We start from the raw sequence: 17,723 nt of genomic DNA, 5'->3' as shown, positions 1-17,723 counted from the left end.
CGGATTGTCCTCTTCCCGGACAGTCCGTTTTTTTTATACGTATTTTTTAAAACTCCGCCTCTAAAACAAAGCTCATCCTCTCCCTCTTCACCGGATGCTCAAACTCCAGATAAGCCGCATGCAGATGCAGGCGTTCGGCCACCTTCCCATATAAATCATCACCTACAATCGGGCAATCCAGCCCGTCGGGGTGAGCCGCATGCATGCGCAGCTGATGTGTACGTCCGGTAATCGGATAGAAATGAATCAGTGTTCGGCCGTTTTTACGTTCCTTCACTTCAAATTTGGTGCGGGCGGCTTTTCCATGCTGGTAGCAGACCATCTGTCTTGGGCGGTCATCAAGGTCCACACGTAGCGGCAGGTCGATATAACCATCCGATTTTTTTACATAACCTTCCAGTAAAGCAGTGTATCGCTTCTTGACCGTTCTTTTGGTGAATTGTTCCTGTAGATTTTTATAGACTTCTTCATTTTTTGTTACCACCATTAGGCCGGAAGTATCCATGTCCAGTCGGTGTACAATGATCGGTCCTTCCGCATCTGGCATTTGCTGTTTGATCCTTTCCAGTATGGAATCGGTATGGCTTTTTCCGGGAACAGATAGAAATCCGGAAGGCTTATTCACTATCGCTAATACATCATCTTCATACAAGACCTCAATATGATCCGGGACAATAATTCTGGCAGGAAGCGGATCCTCCTCCATCACCAATCCCTGAAGCATATGCCCCATGATCGGGCCGCACTTTCCTTTACAAGCCGGATAATAATTCAAATGCTTTCGGATGATGGTCTTCGGGAAGGCCCATACCAGAACTCCGCCATGGCAATCGGACTTAGATTTTGCGCAAAAGCATATTGTAATAACCTTGGTCCGGCACAATCTCCCGCACCCGCCGGAGGTAATTCCTCTCCAAAAATCTCCCGCACCTCTTTCTTTTCACCTCGGGCATTGAGGAAGGTGTACTGATCGAAAATCTGCTGTTGAATCGCATTGGACTTTTCCCTACGCGCCTCTTTCAAAGCTAAAATAGGAGCACGCATCGCCTCTACTTTTTCTTCTCCAATTTTCATTCTTTTTTGCTCCTGTTTAATCGCCCCCTTCAGCCATTTGCGATCCGCCTGACTTTCTAAACTTGCTTCATGCAAAAGTTTCGAATATGCTTCTTCCGACAATGTGCTTTCCGCTTCTGCCCGTTTGGCTCTTCTTTCGGCCTTTCGGTCTTTAACCTCTTGTCGGAAGGCTTCGATCTGTGCCGTGCCGGAAATACGCAAGGCTTCCATTTCCTGAATAGCGACTCGAAATGCCGGATCATTTTCCCGTTGGACAACCTCCTCATTGATGGCATTTAATTCCTGCTCCCCGATTTTGAAGAAGGAATTGGGATCCCAGCGATCATAGAGTGTGGGGACAAATCCTGGCCATTGGTTCTTACCCGCAATAGCTCCTGAGAAAGCCGCCAAATAGCCCAATTGACCATGGCTATCCCGCACAATCATCACCCCAAACATTTTGCCCACACGTTCATTGTTTCCTTCCAGACTCAGCTCTTCCTGCCACTCCTCCTTTTGGGCCAAATAGGCCTGCAACTCCTCCGCCGCCAATACACAGAGTGCATGCGGTTGGTAGTTAAATGGAAAAGTAAATTTTTCAGGTAATGTTATGTTCTCTGCCTCTTTAGGCAAAGCATGTATTAAACGGTCTTTATCAGAAGGATTAATGGTCATCTCAGCTCTCTTATGCGTTTCCTTTTCAATAGCCAAAATTAGGCCTTTTTTCCCAAATCCCAGCATTTCTGTACAGGACACCGATAGTAGTGAGGTGTAAGCTTGGGGAAAAAGCGGAATTAGGCATGTATCATTCGGTTAATTGAATGTGATTTGGGATAATGTTTCAATAATAGCGATGTTATTTTTACAAAATAAAAGGGATGACCTCGGCAATCTTTCAGGTTTTGTTCCATGCGTTGGCAATGAAGTACACGCTGATGAAGGATAAACCCACTTTTTGCGAAAATATTAAATTAGGAAAAGTTGATTTAATTGGGGTTTTTATTTGTTTATAATATATTGAGCATGTATCTGATTTTGTTGAAGTAATTAAATATCATGAATGTTGAATATATATTTTTTGGGTTTATAGGATTCATTATCCTCGGGTTTATCATCTTTTCTCATTTTTTTACCGAGAAGGCCATTGTTAAACGAAAATTAAAAAAGGCTCCTCTAAAAAAAATCAAAAACTTTCGTAACGGACAGACGGCTCGTATTGTGGGTCAGGTCGTACCGGTGAATGAGGCCTTGAAAGCACCATTGTCCGGAAGAGCTTGTGCTGAATATCATGTGGAGGTACAGCAGAAAAAAAGCCAGGGGAAAAGCTCCAAATGGGTGAAAGTGATAGATGATCAAAAAAGCATCCCTTTTCTGATCAAGGAAGGAGATCATTTTGCAATCATTGAAGCTTCGGAAAAAAGATCTTATATCGTAAAGGATGCCAAATTTGATTCCGGTTTTCTGAATGACGCCAGTCCCAAATTAAAACAATATTTAAAAAATCATGGTCATGATGATGAAAACTGGCTTGGGATGAATAAGAGCTTCAAATATCACGAAGGGATTTTGGAGCCCGGAGAAAAAATTGCCGTTTATGGAGAGGGACGATGGGTAACGGCACAAGAGCTGGAGTTGCCTGAAGCTTTTGGGAAGATATTGGTCATGCAATCCGGAATGGACGCCCTTTATATCAGTGATGACCCGGATACGCTGCAATTTGAGAAGAAGAAGGAAAGTTATTAATTGATAAGCACCGCTTTTATTGATTGCTGCTGAGGGGTAATATTGGATCACGATCGAATTATTGATGATTTCTTGTCCCAATAAATAAAGCCCGTATATCTAATAGCAATAGGTTACTTATGAAGTAGCCTGGTTTTACCTTTTTTGACCCGAACTATTTATTACTAGATTCAGGCGTTTGGTGTAAATTGCTTTATACTATTCTGTTAAAATAGTTCTTGCGATTTTATATTAGCCCAAATTGGGGTGGGCTTACTTTATCCTCATTCATCTGCTTCGTTGGAAAAAACTTGAAATAGGGAACTATTCCTTCATTTTCCCCGCCTTGCAGCTAAAGGGGGATTTACGCATGTATAATTGGGGCTAAGTATGAAATAAGCCGGCTTTGGATAAAAGCTATTGGAAAACAAGGAATGGCTATCGTGTTTTGAGAGCCATATTAATCTAATTGCTTTTTAACGAGGGTTGTGTTTGATATGTCTATTTTGTTGATATAAACCAAAATAGACATGAAAGCATTTTTTTGTATACTATTATTTTTTTGTTGTTCGTGGTCATCAATGGCTACAGAAAAGTCTTATTTAAATGAGGAAGGGCATATTGTTTTTCATGATAATGTGTTTGAAACCAAGGTAAGGTTAGCCTTGCGAATTCCGGTAGGTACTCCTGTTACTTTAAAAGATGCCGAGTCGATGGACCGATTGGATCTGTCCGCTAAGCCCAGGAATAAAGCCCATAAGGTTAGAGATATCGGAGCAATTCAATATTTTAAATATTTAAGAGAGCTGAATATTCGATATACTGAGGTGCATGATCTGTCGCCCTTGAATCAATTACAGGAGTTGCGTAAGCTGGATTGCTGGTATACCTCCGTACGAGACATTAGTCCATTGGCAGGAATGACGTTTTTAAAAGACTTGAATTTGGGTTATAGTCGGGTCACGGATTTATGCCCTTTGGAAGGTTTGGAAGAGTTGGAAACACTTTGGTTGGCAGGGCTTCGATTTAGAGACTTTTCATGTTTTGAAAAAATAAATCCGGAATTAAAATCCTTGTCCATGATGGACTGCGGCTTAAAAGAGATTGATTTTTTGAAAGGGTTTAATCCTCACTATTTGATGTTGAGCCGGAATAAAATTAGAAATATTGATGCCTTGGCAGCAATGACGCAACTAAGGCAGTTGAATCTGAGTCAGAATAAGGTGAAGGATATTCGGGTGTTAAAGGAATTGTCAGAAAACGGAGCTTTTAAAGGGCGAAGAAAATATGGTGATAAAACGCATAATCAAAGTTATCATCTTGATTTGCAGGATAACGATCTTGACTTTTCCTATAATCGAGAACAGTTTGAGATTATCAAATCCATTGAGCAAAAAGGAATTGAGGTGATGCGATAAGTTCGTCCTGTTTCTGTCTATTTCGATTATCAAGGTTGTATTTGGTCTGTTGAGCTGTAACTGAAAACGAGCGGGAGGAGTTTAAAAAGCAAAAATACTTTTTGAAATGTCCGACATCTTCCCTCCTGAACTCCTGGCCAATGTACAAGCTTTGGAAGCGCGATTTACGCTGGTGAAACACCGACCCAAAGTTCAAATTTTGGCTCAAATCCATGAAATAGGCCTCCGGCAAGTTTTTATTGACGAGCTGGTTAAGGCACTGGCTATTGAAGAGAGAGATGAAAAGCAACATGCTATTTATGCCATGCTCATTACGCTGGTGGAGTACTTTTCCGATACCGGAGGGGTATTGGATGAAGAGGTAGATGCTGATGAATATGTATCCTTTATTCAACCCAATCTTGATTTTATTTCCGTTCTATCCCGACAAGAAGAGGATGAAGAATTAAAAAATGATATACTGCAGGCTAAAATTAATCGATATCCCAATAGTGGCGTATTGGCTTTTTACATGTTTGAAGAGGGGAAAATATTTAAGGATTATCAGCCTGTAGACCCCCAAGAGAATTTAAGGTTTTCATGTTCTTTATTATTTTTTGCGCTCATTGATACCTTGGAAGCGCGAAAACTAGCTTAGTAAGTAAGGATAATATCATTTTTATTTAGTGTATCTATGTTTGTATACAGGTGAATGCTACTTTTAATGCGAATTATTCCCTCTCAGAATTTGGGCTTCAGATGGAAGCCCTTATTATTAAACTGTGGTGAATGTTTTTGCTGATTGGGGGATAAGATAGGAGTGAAGAATAATTTATTATATATTTTGTATTTCAACCTGCTATGTGGAAGCATTTGTTTTTGGGGCAGTAGCTCGCCCAGGCTCGCTAGCAGGCTTTCGGCAGTCGCTTTTTTGCGAGCCGCTACGCTTTTAGGCTGCAAAAAGAGCTTCAACAATGCCTCTATCCTTCTGCTGGCAGTTCTCGAGATCCCATCCGGGCGAATAGCCCGGCAGGGGCAGGGATGAAGCGGGTTTGTTTGAACCACAGCGGCCCAAAAGGCCGATGAGGTGAGCCGCGCGAGCCCGGTGCTGACGTCTAAGCGGCAGCAGCCCCCCAAGCACCCTGCTTAACCCGAATTATTCACCGCTAGATTTAGTGAGTCGTCTTAAGTGACTTATGTTTAGTCTGATAGGGTCATTATTGCTAAATTATTAATAGCCCAAATTTGGGCAAGCTTGCTTTCACCTCATTCATCTGCTTCGTTGGAAAAAACTTGAAATAGGGAACTATTCCTTCATTTTTCCCGCCTTGCAGCTAAACGAGGTTTTAAGCATGAATAATCCGGGTTAAGAGCCCGTTTAAAAACGCAGCACTCGACTTCAAATCAGAATTATTGGAGGGGATACTTCAAATTTTCGCTATGAATTTTAATTTTTAAATACGTGCTAAACATGCCTTCAGGAGGTTGATGATATTTCATCTTCTTCAAAATAAGCGGAGGGGCTTTTGCCAGTGATTTTTTTGAAGGATCGGTTAAAGGAGGATTTAGAGTTAAAGCCCACTTGCAAGGCATGCTGCAGGTAACTGTATTTCCGGTTTTGGTCTTCATGAACGGCCTGTATGAAGGCCTCAATTCTTAATTCATTGATATAGTCCGGGAAGCTTTTTCCTAGTTGTTCATTGATGGCTTTGGATAGGTATTGATTGTTGGTCCCTAATGATTTTGATAAGGAGCTTAAGCTTAGTGCCGGGTCTTTGTATTCCTGTTTGTCATGCATGTGTTTATGCAACATTTCCACGAGCTTTTCCGGTAAGCCTTCCTGCTCTTCCTTTTGCCTGGGTGATTTCAGTCCTCTTTTTGTGTTGAAAATTTGGAAAAAATGGGTTAAACTGACCAGAAGCCAAAAGCAATAAGGCAAGTATTCAGAAAGATAATACGAATCCAGCTGGAATACATTCAATGGCCCGCTGAGGATAAAAAAGAACAGGGAAAAAGAGCCTGCCATCCAGATGCTTATCTTTTTGGATGGAAATTGATATTGTAGATAGTATCCCCATGTTAGGAAACATAGAGAGAAAGCGATGTTTTTCCATATAATAGAGAGTTGGAAAATATTTCCCTGGTAGATATTTAATAAATCACTGATCCACAATAATGAAAAGATGCAGATATTTAAGAGCAATAAGCCATACCAAAGGGTGGGCCGTTTTCGCTTGCCGATTAATTGGATAGGTAATAACATGGCCAGGGCTGTGGGCACCAAGCTGATGGACGGAAAGGGGTCCGCTATTGGACGGATGGCGCCTAAAAATAGAAATATAATGGCCAGGAGGCTATAAATATCAATATAAGAACGGTGTTTGTGGATATAGTTGTGTGTGACGCTTTGTACCTGTATCCCCAGGAGGAAAACCACCAGAATAATTTTGATCCAGGGCCAGGGACTTAAATCCTCCCAGCTGGAAATGGTCAGGTTGCTCATGACTTTGGTGGTATTTTCTGACTGGTCCCAGATCCTGTTATTCATGATGCCTCCATCAGCCCTTCCCTCAACGGCCCGCCAGCTTCCGCGTGTAATTTTATATCGAAAAGTCTCGAAGCCGGGAGGCAGTTGCAGGTAATAGGTTCCATCTTCTTTTTGCTGAAATTGAAAATCGGGATCGTCAGGAGTCCAGGCATTTAAGGTGCCGGATAAAAATAAGGGCGCGCCTTTGGGGGTGTTGGCCGGGATTTCATTGATGGTAATTTCCAGTGGAGGGTGATGCACTTTATGCAGGTCCTGCCAGCTTTTGATAGTGATTTCCTGGCTCATGACCCCGGCGGATTTTTTAAAAATCCGATTGTTTCGGTAATCGCCAAAGTGGTTGCCTTCTACAGATTCCCAACTTCCCCTGTTAATTTTGTACTCAAATTCCTTGAGGTCTGTAACGGAAAGCGTGAGCCGAAAAGTGCCATCCGGATAAGGGAGAAATTGCTGTTGATTTTGCTGCTGTGCCCAATCGTTGAAATCGGCTACCATGTATAGGGTATCGTCCTCCGGGCTGTACTCCGGTAGGTGATTAATGATGAACTGTACCTGATGCTGGGCATGAGTAGGCTGCCACGTAAGGAGGAATAGAAGGAGAAGGCTCGTGTAAAAAGTGGGTCTCATAAGTAAAAAAATGACTACTACCTAAAATAAATATTTCATTAGAAAAAGAAAACTATTCGATGCAAGCCATGATAAAAATGGTAATTATTTATGATGGGGGAGATTTTTGCGGCTCAATTCATGAAATGGGTCGGTAGGAAGTGGGACGCTTCAAGCATTTTTAAGTTATAAAACGATGGCGTTTACAGATTTACTCATATTGATTTTGCAATCAGGAAGTAAGGCATAGTGCTTTGTGAGACCGCTGGTCTTTCATTTGAATGCGAAAATGTAATACTCATTTTTCTCTATCAGTATGCTGAGGCTTCTTGTTGCAGTTTGATTTTTTTTCATGCAGCAGTACATCAATAGTGCTTCTGCTTTAGCTCAATTTAAATTACTATGAGAAAGTTTACCAACCTATTTGGTCTACTGCTGGTGCTATTGCTGTCCGGGCAGGTGATGGGCCAATCCGGGAGAAGCCTGCCTTTTTCCTGGGACAATGCCACAGTTTATTTTATGCTGACCGACCGCTTTAATAATGGGAACACCGGAAATGATTACTCCTATGGACGCCAACGGAATAGTCAAAATGGAGAATTGGATTGGCAGGGAGGTGATATTGCCGGGGTTACCCAAAAAATTAATGAGGGATATTTTGATGAGCTGGGCGTGAGTGCGATTTGGATCACGGCTCCCTATGAGCAAATGCATGGATCAATTGGAGCGGAAAATGCCTGGGCTTATCATGGCTACTGGACCAAGGATTGGCGGCAAATGGATGCCAATATGGGGACGAGAGAGGAATTTCGACAGTTTGTGGATGCCGCCCATGATCATGGTATTCGGGTGGTGATGGACATTGTCTTGAACCATAGTGGTTACCCCACGGGGCAGGATGCTGGCTGGCCCTCAAGCTGGGTGCGCTCCGACTGTGAAGGGGGAGATGCGACCATTTATTGTCCGCTGGCAGGCTTGCCAGATATGCGGACGAATCTGACTTCCGGTTATGTGGATTTGCCGGGATGGTTAGTGTCGAAATGGGAATATGAAGGGATAAAAGATCAGGAATTGGCCTCCCTGAACGATTTTTTTAACCGTACAGGCTATCCAAGAGTTCCACGTTATTACCTGATTAAATGGCTGGTGGATTGGGTGCGAGAGTTTGGAATTGATGGCTTTCGTGTGGATACGGCCAAGCATGTGGAGGTGGATGTTTGGCGTGCGCTGAAGGAGCAGTGTGTGCAGGCTTTACGGGAATGGAAGCAAAATAATCCGGGCAAGAAGCCGGATGATCTGGACTTCTGGATGACGGGTGAGGTATTCGGGCAATCGGTGTATGATGGGAAGAATTATTATTTCAGTAATGGTTTTGACAATATCATCAATTTCGCTTTTAAAACTGATTTGGACAGTAAGTCGCAGGATCAGATTTTTTCCGATTATGCTAACAGCGTGAATAATGATGCCGGATTTAATATATTAAGTTATATCGCCTCCCATGATGTCTCCCCTTACAATCGGGATAATCTTTTTTATGCAGGAACCACCTTAATGTTGGCGCCGGGTGGCGTGCAAATTTATTATGGAGATGAGTCTGCTCGTCCTTTTTTCTCTCCTCAAACTTATGGGGATGCCGGCTATCGGTCCTTTATGAATTGGAATGATATCGCCAATACGAAGTACAATATGGATATGCTCAACCACTGGCAAAAGCTGGGGAGATTTCGCCGGGAACATCTTTCTGTGGGGGCGGGTAGCCATGAGAAATTATCGGATCAGCCTTATATTTTCCGACGTTCCACTTCCGGAGATAAGACGATGGTGGTGATGGGCATTGAAGAGAATGCAAATCCTTATACTCTGAATGTTCGCGGAACCTGGGGAGATGGTACGTTATTGAAAGATTATTTTTCCGGAGCAACGGCCAAGGTGAGTGGTGGGAATGCTATTTTCCAAACCTCTTATGGCATGTTATTAATCGGGCAGCCTTTTGAAGTGGGAGAAGAGGTATTGGTAAGCGCCAATCCCGCGCCTGGGCAGTATGCTGATCCGCTGAGCGTGAGTTTAAGTGCGACGACTACGGCTAATCCTAATGGTATGAAAATATATTATACCACCAATGGAAGCACGCCAACCACCTCTTCTTCGGTTTATAGTGCTCCTATCAATATTGTAGCGCATACCACTTTGAAGGCTTTGGCTGTGGATGGTGATGGAAATACCTCAAATATTTGGAGTGGTCGATATACGATTGGCGATCCGGAACCAATTACTATATATTTTAAAAATACGGATAATTGGAGTAATCCTTCTTTATATATCTGGAACTTTGATGCGAACGCTGCTATTTCCGGTTTTGATAGTTGGCCGGGAATAAGTATGACCGCTGTACCCAATACCCCTTGGTATAGGGTGGAGACGGAGCAGGTCATTAATCTCGGTGTAATTTTCAGTAATGCGGGAGGAAGTCAGACGGATGATCTGCAACGGAATATGACCGGATGGTATGATTACAGTAACAGTACCTGGTATGATGAATGCCCGGGAGATTGTCCTGAACCGGATGAGCCACCGGTGTTATCCATAAGCCCAGTAGGAGGGACGTATGCTAATTCGGTGACCGTTTCTTTATCGGCAGATGATGCTTCCGCCGTTATTTACTATACCTTGGATGGAAGTGAGCCAGGTAGTGGCAGTCCGGTATATTCGGGTAGTTTGAATCTTACGGCCAGCAGCAGATTAAGAGCGGTGGCGGTGAATAGTGCCGGAGATTCCAATCAGGTGGATGAGACCTATACAATTACTATAGAAGAACCGGAGGATACTTTTAATATTCATTTTAAAAACACGAATAATTGGAATCAGGTATATGTTTATCTGTTTGATAAGAATGCCAATTCAGCACTTGCAGGATTCCCGGCATGGCCGGGTGTTCCAATGAGTCAGGAAGGAAGTACAGCATGGTATGCTTATTTGGTGGATGAAAGTGTGGAGGTTGGCATTGTGTTTAATGATGGTAGCAGCAATCAGACCGATGACCTCTTCCGTAATACGGAGGGCTGGTATGTTCTTTCTGAAAATCAATGGTACAACAGTTGTCCGGGTGATTGCCCCCTGCCGGAAGTACCGCTGGTGCGTATTGCACCGAATGGGGGTAATTTTCCATCCGGTAGTGTTGCTGTTACTTTATCTTCTGATCAGCAGGCGGATATCTATTACTCCCTTGATGGTAGTACACCGACCACCTCCTCAGCAGTATATTCCAATGCTTTTACATTAACGTCGGCCACTACCGTAAAAGCCATTGCCGTAAACGCTAATGGTATTTCTGAGCTTGCAGAAGCTCAGTTTACCTTTGATGTTCCAACAGGTTTGACTGTTCATTATAAAAATAACAACAATTGGCAGCGTCCTTATCTCTACTATTGGAATACCACCGGAACCAACTTAACCACCAGCTGGCCGGGTGTTCCTATGGATGATGAGGGGAATGGTTGGTGGTCTTATACTTTGGAGGCAGTGGAATGCGCGAATGTTATTTTTAATGATAATGGAGGGGCGCAAACCGAAGATCTGGTAAATGTCTGTGAGGAGTCTTGGTATGATAACGGCTGGGGGAGCGCTCCCAATAACCGGGAGTTTGTTAGGCTGCAACCGGAAGTGTTTGCTTATCCAAACCCTTTCCGTGATGAGCTTCAGTTACATGTTCAGGGGCTGGAAGGAAGTTATTTGTTGCAGGTGTATAGTCAGCAGGGAAGTTTATTAAAGGAAAAAACATTGACCTTTTTTGGTGGTAAGGCTGCCACATCGCTTGCCCTGCCTACCGGTATGTATTTGCTTCGATTGCCGGCATCAGACAGCCAGCGATTGATCAAGGTGATGAAATATTAATCGATAAATAAATAGGATGAATAAAGTAAAGGCGAAGGGAGTTTTCCTTTTCGCCTTTTTTTATTTTGAGTTAATCCTGTTTATTTCTTATTTAGGTGCTGATTATTTATAAAATGCATAAGAATGGAAATAATAGAAATGTTGCCCGAACATTGGGAAGAAGTGGCACGGATTTACCAGCAGGGAATGGATACTGGTAATGCGACTTTTCAAAAAACGGCACCAAAATTGGAGGAGTGGAATGCCAGTCATTTGGAGAAATGTCGATTAGTTGGGGTAGAAGAAGGAAAAGTGGTGGGTTGGGCCGCTCTTTCTCCGGTTTCCAGCAGATGCGTCTATGCAGGGGTAACAGAAGTAAGCATTTATATTGCACCGGAATACCATGGGAGAGGGTTCGGGAGCCAATTGATGAAGGCCTTGATTCAGTCTTCTGAAATGGCCAATATTTGGACATTGCAATCCGGGATATTTCCGGAAAACGAGGGGAGTATTCGCTTGCACCTTAAATATGGTTTTCGAAAGTTAGGTGTTCGAGAAAGGGTTGGGAAAATGGAGGGCCGTTGGCGGGATGTGGTGTTGATGGAGCGCAGGAGTGAAGTGGTAGGGGTGGAGTAAGCCGCATTAAGCATGTACTGTAATTCTGCTTAAAAGACGAAATTAAAATAGTAACAGGCACCAGTTTCGCTAGAATAATTCACTTCCTTACATAAAAATACTTAAAAGGATTTTTGCAAAACTCATTCATTATACATTTTCTTTCACGAAAACCACTTCAGGGTTTACCATCCTATTTGAAACATTGAATACTGATTAGTCCGATCCTTTCTCAGAAAAACAGACTCAACTTGATTGATATTCAGTCTTATAGGTTTTAAATAAGATACAAAGTATATGAGTGCATAATCACAGGAGAGTAGCTATATTTTCCATTTCACAAATTCTTCCTTCTGTGGTCTTCCTTACACTTTTATATCATGAGATTTGAGTTATGCCACTATTGCCCTTGGCTCGTTATGCACTCAAAAGATTGGGGTTGAAAAAGTATGATAAGCCATTGAGAATCTGGCTGAGTGGAAGGGACTGAAGGTAAAAATCCGGACGGAAGTCTTATCCAATACAGGTTAATCGTTTTTTATTTTCAATCTCAAAAAGGCTTTGTAATTTTGTGGCTGTTATAAATCTTTCCGGCGAGTCAGTTTTCTTGACTTTTAATCATTTGAATAATAAATAGTTATGTCTAAAATAATACCTCTTCAAGTAAACAAAAGCAAAGAAACGCTCTCAAAGGAGCAAAGGGCATTTAATCGGTTTACGAAGCAAATCGAGAATTTGCATAAGAAAATAGCAAAGGAGGAGGACCGACTCGAACAGTTGTTAGCCCTTTTTCAAAAGGAGGTATATGCTCATAAACAGGAGCTGACCCAACAGCAGATTTTGTTGGTAAAAAAGATGGATAAAATTTATCAAACTTTTAAGTATAATAAGGGGCAAAAGCAGACGATTAATGAGGCTACTTTATTTAGTTTGAATGTCATTTTTTCTAGTCTGGAGGATCCGGATGAGGAGCTGATCGCCATTTTTAACCGACATAGTCCCCATACTTTTGAGGAGGAAATGGAGATGCAAACACAGGATATGCTTGGAGAAATGGAGCAGATGATGTCTGATATGTTTGGGGTGGATATGGATTTTTCCGGGATGACTAAGGAAGATATGGAATCACCGGAAAAAATGGCCGAAATGGAAGCCAAAATTAAAGCTCAAATAGAGGGGCGTATCCAGGAGGAAGGATCAAAGAAAAAGACGAAAAAGAAAACTAAGCGTCAACTTGAAAAGGAATTAGAGGCGCAGCAAGAAGAAAAAGAGAAGTTACGGTCCCTTAAATCCATTTATCACGCTTTGGCCAAAATGCTTCATCCGGATACGGCCAGCTCAGAAGCTGATAGATTAGAAAAAGAGGAGTTGATGAAAGAAGTGACCGAGGCCTATAAAACCAAAGATTTACCCTCTTTGCTGCGGTTGGAAATGAAATGGTTGATGGCCGAAAATGACCATTTAGAAAATTTGACAGATAAACAATTAAAGGCTTATAATCAGGTGTTGAAAGAGCAGATTGAGGAATTAAAGCAAAAGCTTCATTCTATGTGTCATCACCCTCGATATGAGTCTATTTCATCAATCATTTTAGAAAGTCTTCGCTCCGGAAAAAAAGAAATTAAGGACATGAAGGTGGAGTATATGGAAGCTGTAGCCGAGTGTGCGATTGAAGTGAGTAGGATGAAGACCAGAAAGGCCTTGTTGGAGCATTGTGAAATATTAAATGAGGAGGTTAGGCTGAGGTCAAATCCTTTTGATCTATTTGAGGCATTTATGAGCGCAGAAGAGGAGGACGAAGAGTGGCCTTTCGAAGATTTACCCTGGTAATTTTTCCGGGAATAGATCTGTTTAGAGGTAAGTATTTAGCTTTATATTAAATATTTAATTCGGATAAAATATATAGTGTTCAGGTAGTTTGGTCGTAAAGATGTTGGGTAAAGGCAACGAAAAATGCGTTTGAAAGGTGATTTTTCTTTGAGTATAGTGATTCTTGCAAGATTGCTCATTTACTGAGTTAATAGTAAGAGCGTGTTTAAAAGCCAAAATTCGCAGCGAAAATTTGAAGTATTGCAGAAGCGATACAGGATTATTTTGAGAGAATAGCATCGCTATTGTTGAGAAATTATCCAAAATCGCTTCCAATAATTTGAATTCGCAGCCGGATGGTGTGCTTTTAAACACGCTCAAAGCAATAAAGGAGTCAGCATCAGGAGTAGTAGGAAGCTACTCCTGATAATAATTTAGACCGTAAGGTTTTTGTTGAGTTTGAAGAAATCATCCAGTTCCTGATCAGACATTTCTCCAAGCCATTTCTGCGTATTTCCTTCCATCACTTTATCAGCAAGGTCCTTTTTCGAATTGATCATCTCATTGATTTTTTCCTCAAAAGTTCCGGTGGCAATAAAGCGGTGAACCATCACATTTTGCTTTTGACCGATACGGAAGGCACGGTCGGTCGCCTGAGATTCTACCGCTGGATTCCACCAAAGGTCAAAGTGAATCACATGAGAAGCGGCCACTAAGTTTAGTCCGGTGCCGGCAGCCTTCAGAGAGAGCAATAATATTTTGTGATCCGGGTTTTGCTGAAATTGCTCCACCATATGGTCTCGTTCCTTTCGGCTACAACCACCATGCAGGAAGTTGGCATCCAGGCCAAGGTGTTCAGAAATCCAATGCTGCATCAATTCCCCGGCAGTGCGGTATTGCGTGAAAATGATGATCTTTTCACCTCGCTGAATTACTTCCTGAACCAGGGGCAACAGCACTTCTGCTTTACCGGAAAGCTTGCTTTCTTTTGATCCACTTTTGGTGTATTGCGCAGGGTGGTTACAGATTTGTTTTAAGGCGGTAATCATATTTAATACCATTCCTTTTCTTTCAATACCCGAGAGGCTTCGGACTTTTTCCATATTTTCGGCTAATACCGCCTCGTATAAGCTACTTTGCTCGGGACTTAGATTAATATATCTATTTTCCTCTATTTTATCCGGTAGGTCAGAGATGATGCTTTTGTCTGTCTTAAGTCTCCTTTTGATAAAGGGCGCAGATATTTCCCGGAAAATAGCCAGTTGATCCTGATCCTGCTTAAGCTCAATGGGCTTTACAAAGTTCTTTTTAAAAGCAGTGAGCCCACCCAGGTAACCTTTGTTGGCAAAGTCCATAATAGACCAGTATTCGCTTAAGCTGTTTTCTACCGGTGTTCCACTCAGGGCAATTTTTATTTTAGCGGAAATACTTCTGACGGCTTTACTTTGCGCTGTATTACTATTTTTGATCGCCTGGGCCTCATCAATGATCATCACCTGCCATTTAATTTTTTTGAATAGCGGCGTCTTATTCCTAAGCATACCATAGCTGGTGAGCAATAGGTCAAAGTCACCCTCAATGGCCTCTTGTCCATGGAAAATGCTAAAATTCAGGGAGGGTGCAAAACGCTGTAATTCGTGCGCCCAGTTACTTAAGAGCCCGGTGGGGAGTACAATTAATGCAGGTTGTTTTTGATGTAGATTTTGCTCTTCTTTTAATTTTAATAAGAAGGTGATAGCTTGCAAAGTTTTACCCAATCCCATATCATCAGCCAAAATACTGCCCATTCCAAGTTTGGCATTTTTATATAACCAATGATAACCATCCAGCTGGTAGGGGCGCAATTCCGCTAATAAAAGTGCTGGCGTGTCCAAAGATTGCTGGGCTTTCAGATTTTCGATAAGCGTTATCAGATTCTCCGTTCGTTCGATGGCCGCTCCTTCAAATTTTCCGCTCAGGGCAATTTGTAAAAGCTCCACAGGCTTAGGGGCTTTGATTTTTTCCAGTCGCTTTTTAATCTTTTCTATTTCATTACTCTGAATGAATACATACTGATCTTTAAGGCGGACAATGCCCTGCATATTTTCGGTCTGTCGGAAAAATTCCTCCGGATCCACTAACTGCTCTCCTAATGCCATCTGCCAGTTAAAGGAGAACAAGTCATCCATGGAGAAGAAGGATTGAATTCGCGTGGAAGAACTGTCTACACGCATGGAAAGTTGCGGGCGGATGATGGTTCTAAGGGATTTATCCAGTTGTAATTCCATCCCGAGACGCTCCAGTTCAGGCAGGATTTCGAGCAACAATTGCTGAAGCGCCAATGGATCATTTTCGAATTGAATGGAGGGGGCTTTCCACAATTTAGCCAGTGGAGCCCATCGACGGTGCAGCCATTCCAGATTTTGTAAAACCTTTATCGGCAAATCCAGCTTTAAAGCCTCAATGAGTGGCTGAGCTAGTTCCAGATGATTTAAGGGGGCGATTTTCAGGCAAATTTCCAGCCAGTTCACCTTGTCTTCAATTTGAAGCAGGTAATGCTCTGTTTTCTTTAGACCCTCCCAGGGTCTGAGCCAAAGTGCAATGGCCTCCGGTATCGACTGGTGTTCCAGTCGGTCAAAGGAAAAGGATGATTTTCGAAAGAATAAACGATCAATGTCTTCGGTGTCCGGAGCCTGTTCCATGGCCGGCTGAATGAGCGCTTCCACCAAGAAGCACATTAAGGCATGAAGTTTCCCCTTGGCGGTAAGTTGTGGGTATTTTTCCGGCTCCAGGTCAATAAGCCCTGCGGGTAATTCATGAGTCAGGGCCTCAAGGGCAGCTTCAACAGTTGGCTCACTTTGCATCGGGCCCCAAAGTATTGAATATGCACCCTGCTGTTGCCAAAGTGCCGGGCGGATCAATTGCAGTTGCACCAAATGCTTGGCCAGCATATAGGCTTTCTGCAGCCATTGAATTTTGGGATGAAATGCGGGTAAATCAGCAGGATGTATTTCGTCCAAAAAAGCAATAAACGCTTGGTCATCTGCATTGATGAGGATATGGGTGTCCTCAATTTGATAGGCAAGGGCGGTAAGTTCAGCCTGTTCAGATAGTTCCAGCGAGATATTTCCCCTTTTCTTAAACTCCTGGAATAATTCCGACCTTTCCTCCTCTCTATCCTTTTCAATAAAGCGGATTTTTTTGACAGATTTATAAAAGGTGATTAACTCTTTCTTGAAATCCTTGTGATAAAAAGGAGGGGTGCTGGCCAGCATATCGATCAGGCCAATTCCTTCGGTTTTGATCTCATGCAGTTTAAATGCTATAGGTGGGTCAATGGTATTTTCTTCTTCCTGGCAAAAGTCCGTCCATTGATGATGGTATTGATCATCCGTCTCATTAATTTGGATCGGAGTTTCATAGCCAATCAATGAAAATAGTAATAATGGATTGCGATCTATTTCCTGGGATAATTCATAAATCACAGAAGCCAAATGCTTGCAGGGTACGGCCCAGTCCGGGCAACTGCAATTCATCTTCCAGTCATCCCATTTTTTAGGAAAAACACCTTTAATAGTACCCAGCCATTCCAAAAATTCTGGCGCAAACTGTTGATTGGCCAAAGCCACCTGCCATAGTTTTTCCTCCCTAATTTTATCATCGATTTGCTGCGCCACCGTTGGGCTAATTTGCGGGATTTCGATATCGACTTTGTACGGTCGCGGGCGAGAACCAGCTACCTTCGCCAGGATTTTCCTTCCATTAATTTGAATATCTTTTACCATGCCACGGCCAGCATAAGACCTTCCTCGAGGAAGTCGGTTACTAAAGTCTACTGCTTCAAGAGATTGAAGCCATTGTTTTCCCCAAGGGGTTTTGCCGTAAATGGTTCTTTTTGCCATGATTATTAAAAGAGAAATCTATACCCTACAATGTAGGAATGATTGAAAGGAGTTCTAATACCTAATGAATATTCAAAAATAAGCATCCTTTTAGATTTTGCTCAATATTTGCTGGACATAAGAATTATTAGGCGGGTATTTCTGGGAAAATTCATAGGTATTTTCAATATGATCTTGTTTTCAGAATGCTTAGAGAATAGCAGCGCTATTGTTGAGAAATAA

10 protein-coding genes are annotated in these 17,723 nt (G+C 42.3%); 6 read left to right on the top strand and 4 right to left on the bottom strand.

All coding sequences use genetic code 11. The annotated features are described in order from the left end of the window. Positions 1-46 precede the first annotated feature (46 nt). Together NG22_RS18145 and NG22_RS18140 are read right to left on the bottom strand one after the other, a co-directional pair. Positions 47-733, bottom strand: a complete 687-nt coding sequence (locus NG22_RS18145; protein WP_253275685.1) for an RluA family pseudouridine synthase — start codon at positions 731-733, stop codon at positions 47-49. A gap of 38 nt (positions 734-771) precedes the next feature. Beyond that, the gene (locus tag NG22_RS18140; RefSeq protein WP_253275684.1) at positions 772-1,764 is read right to left on the bottom strand and encodes a DUF4276 family protein; all 993 of its coding nucleotides are present in this window, start codon (positions 1,762-1,764) and stop codon (positions 772-774) included. A 345-nt stretch (positions 1,765-2,109) separates the two neighbouring features. On the opposite strand from NG22_RS18140, the gene NG22_RS11450 reads away from it, so the two are divergent. From NG22_RS11450 to NG22_RS11440, 3 genes are all read left to right on the top strand, one after another. Further along, positions 2,110-2,796 (top strand): hypothetical protein, encoded by a 687-nt coding sequence (locus tag NG22_RS11450; protein WP_053405855.1) that lies wholly within the window; start codon positions 2,110-2,112, stop codon positions 2,794-2,796. Between the two features lie 560 nt (positions 2,797-3,356). Further along, entirely contained in the window at positions 3,357-4,193 is an 837-nt protein-coding gene (locus NG22_RS11445) for a leucine-rich repeat domain-containing protein (RefSeq protein ID WP_053405854.1), read from the top strand. Positions 4,194-4,299: 106 nt separating this feature from the next. Next, entirely contained in the window at positions 4,300-4,830 is a 531-nt protein-coding gene (locus tag NG22_RS11440) for a hypothetical protein (RefSeq protein ID WP_053405853.1), read from the top strand. Between the two features lie 819 nt (positions 4,831-5,649). Here NG22_RS11440 and NG22_RS11430 read toward each other — a convergent pair. Beyond that, the gene (locus NG22_RS11430; RefSeq protein ID WP_053405851.1) at positions 5,650-7,344 is read right to left on the bottom strand and encodes an AraC family transcriptional regulator; all 1,695 of its coding nucleotides are present in this window, start codon (positions 7,342-7,344) and stop codon (positions 5,650-5,652) included. A 381-nt stretch (positions 7,345-7,725) separates the two neighbouring features. Between NG22_RS11430 and NG22_RS11425 the strand changes: the two genes are divergently transcribed. The 3 genes from NG22_RS11425 to NG22_RS11415 all read left to right on the top strand — a co-directional run bounded on the left by NG22_RS11425 (position 7,726) and on the right by NG22_RS11415 (position 13,641). Then, entirely contained in the window at positions 7,726-11,217 is a 3,492-nt protein-coding gene (locus NG22_RS11425; protein ID WP_053405850.1) for a starch-binding protein, read from the top strand. Positions 11,218-11,340: 123 nt separating this feature from the next. Beyond that, positions 11,341-11,832, top strand: coding sequence for a GNAT family N-acetyltransferase (locus tag NG22_RS11420; RefSeq protein WP_053405849.1), 492 nt, complete (start codon positions 11,341-11,343; stop codon positions 11,830-11,832). A 714-nt stretch (positions 11,833-12,546) separates the two neighbouring features. Further along, a complete protein-coding gene (locus NG22_RS11415; RefSeq protein WP_216597622.1) occupies positions 12,547-13,641 on the top strand; it encodes a J domain-containing protein in 1,095 nt (364 codons plus the stop codon). A gap of 413 nt (positions 13,642-14,054) precedes the next feature. On the opposite strand, the gene NG22_RS11410 is transcribed toward NG22_RS11415, so the two are convergent. Then, positions 14,055-17,501, bottom strand: a complete 3,447-nt coding sequence (locus NG22_RS11410; protein ID WP_053405847.1) for a DEAD/DEAH box helicase — start codon at positions 17,499-17,501, stop codon at positions 14,055-14,057. Between the last annotated feature and the right edge of the window lie 222 nt (positions 17,502-17,723).

Source organism: Persicobacter sp. CCB-QB2 (genome assembly GCF_001274635.1).
Classification (GTDB): domain Bacteria; phylum Bacteroidota; class Bacteroidia; order Cytophagales; family Cyclobacteriaceae; genus Persicobacter; species Persicobacter diffluens.
This window is presented reverse-complemented; position numbering and strand designations above follow the sequence as displayed.